The sequence below is a fragment of the Streptomyces sp. NPDC029956 genome (assembly GCF_055574655.1).
This window is the reverse complement of the sequence record NZ_JBVHZJ010000022.1, coordinates 1-4,604: the sequence shown is the minus strand read 5'-3', so window position 1 is coordinate 4,604 and position 4,604 is coordinate 1. Positions and strand designations below refer to the sequence as shown.

Genomic DNA, 4,604 nt, shown 5'->3' with positions numbered 1-4,604 from the left:
GCCTCGGGGCCGTACGGTCACAGCCCGGGAGAGGCGTCCCGAAGGGTGGCTCCGGGTCGCGGCCGGGGGGGGGGGGGGGGGGCCCCGATTCCGTCCCACTGCGGGAGGGGGCCCGACTCCGTCTCACTGCGGGAAGGGGCCCGACTCCGTCTCACTGCGGAAGGGGTCCTCGTCCTTCCCGCTGGGGGAAGGGGTCCGCCTCCTTCCCCTCAACCACCCGCTGTCAGAGCCTTCTTGAGGACCTTGCCCATGTCGTTGCGGGGGAGGGCCTCGAGATGGCGTACCACCCGGGGCCGCTTGTGCGGGGCGAGCAGCCGCGCGACGTGCTCGCCCAGCTCCTCCGCCGTCGGGGGCTGCTCCGCATCCTCCGGCACCACCCAGGCCACGATCCGCTCGCCCAGATCCGGGTCGGGCTCGCCGGTGACGGCCGCCTCGCGCACCCCGGGATGGTCGAGGAGCGCGTTCTCGATCTCGCCCGCCCCGATCTTGTAGCCGCCGCTCTTGATCAGGTCGGTCGCCCTGCGTCCGACGAGCCGCACCGCGCCGTCCGCCTCACGGACCGCCATGTCGCCGGTGCGGAACCAGTCGCCGTCGAAGGCCGCGGCCGTCGCGTCGGGCCGGTTGAGGTAGCCGGAGAACAGGTTCGGGCCGCGTACCTGCACCTCGCCGACCGTCTCGCCGTCGAGCTCCTTCAGGACGGAGCCGTCCTCGTCGACGAGCCGCAGGTCCACGCCCACGAGCGGGGGGCCGACGGTACCGGGGCGCGGTGCGCCGCCCGGCAGGACACTGGTGTTCATGAGCGTCTCGGTCATCCCGTACCGCTCCACGACCGTCCGGCCCGTCGCCGTCGCGATCCGCTCGTGGTCGTGGACCGGGAGCGCCGCGGACCCGGAGACGAGGAGCCGCGCCCCGGCCAACGCCCGGACCAGCTCGGTGTCCCCGGCGAGCGCGTCCGCGAGCCGGTGGTACATCGTCGGCACGCCGAACAGCATCGTGCCGCCGCCCGCGCCGCCCAGCTCCCGCGTCACGCCCTCCACCGAGAACGCGCCCAGGTGCCGGACCTCGCCGCCCCGGCGCAGCGGCCCCAGGATCCCGAGGATCAGCCCGTGCACATGGAACAGCGGCAGGGCGTGCACGAGAACGTCGTCGGCCGTCCACGACCAGGCCCCGGCGAGCGCGTCGAGCGAGGCGGCGATCGCCCGCCGGGACAGCAGGACGCCCTTCGGCGGGCCGGTGGTGCCCGAGGTGTAGACGATCAGGGCGGGGGACTCGGCGTCGGCCGCCTCGGCGACCGGCGGGCCGCTCGCCGTAAGGTCCACGACGATCCGGGGGAGCCCGGCGAGGCCCGCGGGCAGCACGTCCTCGGCGCCGGCGAGCACGGCCGTGGGCTTGCTGTCGTCGAGGATGTGCGCCAGCTCGCGCTCGCCCGTCCGCGGATTGAGCGGTACGGCGGGCACGCCGGCGAGCAGGGCCCCGACGACCGCGACGGCCGTGTGCGCGGTCGGCGTGGCCCAGACGGCGACCGGCCCGGCGCCCCCGATCCGCGCCGCCGACGCCCCGGCGGCCCGCGCCAGTTCCTCGTACGTCAGGGTGACCGGTCCGCAGCGCAGGGCGGGCCGGTCGGAAGGGGCCGCAAGGGCAGGGAAGAGCGCACTCACCGGTCGTACTCCTCGGGTCGATGTCGAGATCGAGGGTTCCGGGAGCATTCTGCCGTCCGTCAGGGACGGCCCGCCGTGACCTTCGTCGCCTCCGGCGTCGGATCCTCGCCCTCCGGGCGGATTCCGCGCATGCGGCCCCACGCGTAGACACAGCCCGCCAGCGCCAGGTCCGACAGCAGCATGAAGCCGATCGAGTACGAGCCCTTCGCGCTGTAGATCGCGCCCATCACCAGCGGCGGCAGGAAACCGCCCAGCCCGCCCATCGCGCCGACGATGCCCGTCACACTGCCCACCTTCGCCTGCGGGGTGACCTGCGAGACCAGCGCGAACACCGAACCGCTCGCCGTGCCCAGACCGGCCGCCATGATCAGCAGGGCGATCGTGCCGCCCGGGTTCAGCGGCGGGTCGAAGGCCTGGACGATCGCGAGGAGCGCCACCACGCCGAGCGCGGCGGCCGTGACGAGCGCCGGATGGATCCGGTCCGAGAGCCAGCCTCCGATCGGCCGGAAGACGACGGTCACCAGCGCGAAACCGGCCGCCTTGGTTCCCGCGTCCGTCGGGTCGAGCTCGTACCAGGTCTTCAGATACGTCGGCAGATAGACGCCGAACGCCACGATGCCGCCGAAGCCGATCGCGTACAGCGCCGACAGCTCCCACGTCACCCGCAGCCGCCCCGCCGCGCCGAGCCGGGTCGCCAGGGAGGCGGTGGGCACGGGCCGGTCTGGCCGGTCGGTGATGAGGAAGGTCGCGACCACCGCGTACGCCGCCAGCGCGATCGCCACCACGATGAACGGAAGGTTCTCGCCGTGCTTCGCGATGCGCGGCGTGAAGTAGCCGGAGAGCGCCACACCGCCCATGCCCATGCCGAACACGCCGAGCGCCAGACCGCGCTTCTCGGGCGGGAACCAGGAGTTGACCAGCGGGATGCCGATCGCGAACGTCGTGCCGCCCAGGCCGAGGAGGAACGCGACGACCAGCAGCAGGCCGTAGGTGTCCTTGACCACGATGAGCAGCAGGACGGGGATGATCGTCAGCGCCGAGACCAGCGGGAACATCAGCTTCGCGCCGTACCGGTCGGTCAGCGCGCCGGCGGGGATGCGGCCGAGCGAGCCGACGAGGACGGGGACCGCGACGAGCAGCGACTGCTCGAAGGAGCTGAGTTCGAGCCGGTCGCCGTACCAGCTGGCGAGGGGCGCGATCAGGTCCCATGCCCAGAAGGTGAGCGTGAAGCCGATGGTGGCCGTCACCAGGTTGCGGTAGGCCGCCGCGGTCGGGGGCTTGGTCTCGGTGTCCACGCCTCCAGTCAAGATCGGGGCGGGGTGGGCGGCGCGCGGGACTGCTCCGTACGAGTGCCTGCGCACGGGAGCCTGGGGCGAGTGCCCGCGCACGGGTGCCTGCGTACGAGTGCCCGCGCACGGGTGCCGCTGCACGGTGTCGCCGGTCGGGCGTCACCGTAAGGGTGTCCGTGGAGACCATCCCGTACGCGGACCTACGGCCAGGTCACCGTCGTCGGCGGAGTGCCGTCGTCCGTGACCCGCAGCCGGGCCCCCTCGTCCCCGACCGACACCTCCACGGTCATCGCGCCGATCCCCGGCCGCCGGTGCGCCGCCGCGAGCGCCCCGCGCAGGGTGGCCAGGAGCAGGCCCGCCGACTCCTCGTCGATGAGGGTGTCGACGGCTCCGGCGAAGTGCACGGACGGCGGGAAGCCGAGCAGGACCGCGGCCCCGCCCGTCTCCCGCAGCACCTTCCCCCGGAAGGACGTCGGGGCGTCCGCCGGCGGCTGCTGGAGCGCGAAGATGGTCGTACGGACCTCCTGGATCGTCGAGTCCAGCTCGTCCACCGCCCGCCCGAGCAGCGCGTTGTCCTCGGAGGAGTCGACCGCCCGCCGCCGGGTGGACTCCAGCATCATCTCGGTGGCGAAGAGGCGCTGGACGACCAGGTCGTGCAGATCGCGGGCGATCCGGTCCCGGTCCTCGTACACCGCGAGCCGTTCCCTGTCGTGGCGCGCGTCGGCGAGGACCAGCGCGAGCGCCGCCTGCGAGGCGAACTGCGAGGCGAGGAGCCGGTCGACGGCCGTGTACGGCCGGTCGCCGCGCCGCCGGGGGAGGGCGAGCGTGCCGATGAGCCGTCCACCGCTCTGCAGCGGCAGCATCATCGACGGCCCGAAGCGGGACCTGACATGGGTGGTCATCCGGGGGTCCGTCGCCGAGTCCTCGATGAACACGGGCTCCCCGCCGAGCAGCTGGACGAGCACGGGGGAGCCGGGCGCGATGGCCGTCCCGACCAGATCGCCCGGGTCGTCCGTCGTCGATGCGGCGACGATCTCCATCCCGCCCTCGGGGGTGGGCTGGAGGACGACTCCGGCCGAGGCGCCGGCGAGGTTGCGGGCCTGCTCGGCGACGGTCGTCAGCGCGTTCTCGGCGGACGCGCCGGTCAGCAGGGCCGTGGTCACCGCGGCCGCGCCCTCGATCCAGCGCTCCCGCTGCCGTGCGGTCTCGTACAGCCGGGCGTTGCCGATGGCGATGCCGGCCTGCGAGGCGAGGACCCGGAGCAGGGAGAGGTCCTCCTCGGTGAAGCGGCCGTCGCGCTTCTCGGTGAGGTACAGATTGCCGAAGACCTCGGTGTGCACCCGGATGGGGACGCCGAGGAAGCTGTGCATCTCCGGGTGCCCCGCGGGTACGCCGGAGGAGCGCGGGTCGGCCGTCAGATCGTCGATCCGCAGCGGCCGCCGGTCCTCGATCAGGACGCCGAGCAGCCCCGTGTGGCCGTCGGGGAGGCCCCCGACACGCTGCCGCTCCTCGTCCGTCATGCCGGCGGTGAAGAGCTCGGTGATGCGGCGGGGGGGGGGGGGGGGGGGGGGGGGGGGGGGGGGGGGGGGGGGGGGGGGGGGGGGGAGGGGGGGGGGGGGGGGGGGGGGGGGGGGGGGGGGGGTGGTGGGGGTTGGTT

General features: G+C 74.2%; 2 protein-coding genes and 1 pseudogene. All 3 read right to left on the bottom strand.

The features are described from left to right. Nucleotides 1-209: 209 nt before the first annotated feature. Nucleotides 210-1,658 (bottom strand): acyl-CoA synthetase, encoded by a 1,449-nt coding sequence (locus ACZ4XX_RS19190; protein WP_468509042.1) that lies wholly within the window; start codon nucleotides 1,656-1,658, stop codon nucleotides 210-212. Between the two features lie 59 nt (nucleotides 1,659-1,717). Then, nucleotides 1,718-2,953: an MFS transporter gene (locus ACZ4XX_RS19185; RefSeq protein ID WP_468509041.1), complete on the bottom strand. Its 1,236-nt coding sequence runs from the start codon at nucleotides 2,951-2,953 to the stop codon at nucleotides 1,718-1,720. A 194-nt stretch (nucleotides 2,954-3,147) separates the two neighbouring features. After that, nucleotides 3,148-4,506: pseudogene (locus ACZ4XX_RS19180) on the bottom strand (GAF domain-containing sensor histidine kinase); the annotation flags it as partial. Between the last annotated feature and the right edge of the window lie 98 nt (nucleotides 4,507-4,604).